Consider the following 375-nt stretch of genomic DNA (forward strand, 5'->3'; position numbering starts at 1 on the left):
GGTAGCGATGTTCTCAAGGCTCCTGACAGCATGAGTAGCCAGATGAACTATGTTCATACAGTTGCCTATCAGCTGATTTGTGTAGGCTTGCCCGGCCTTAGCATCCAGTGAATCAACAGACTGAGAGGAAATGATGTTGATATGGCCGTAGCCCCTCGATATGTCGAACCAGTTGTTATCATCCACTGCCGGATCGGTATCATTGGTAAGGAACTGCTGATACTCATCTACCAACATGAAAGTAAACTTATCTTCACCATATCCCCTTGCTGTAAGATGGTTTATATCCTGCTGTTTTATACTGTCTATGAACGTTGCTTTAACCACCTTTAAAATGAATAATGATGAAACAGCATATTTAGAAAAAGGCACTTC

1 protein-coding gene is annotated in these 375 nt (G+C 42.1%); it reads right to left on the reverse strand.

Annotated features, from left to right (window positions below):
- Window positions 1–375: hypothetical protein (locus F1003_RS18510; protein ID WP_162307002.1), on the reverse strand; the 375-nt coding region annotated here is incomplete at both ends.

The organism is Winogradskyella ouciana, from assembly GCF_009709615.1.
Taxonomy (GTDB): Bacteria; Bacteroidota; Bacteroidia; order Flavobacteriales; family Flavobacteriaceae; genus Winogradskyella; species Winogradskyella ouciana.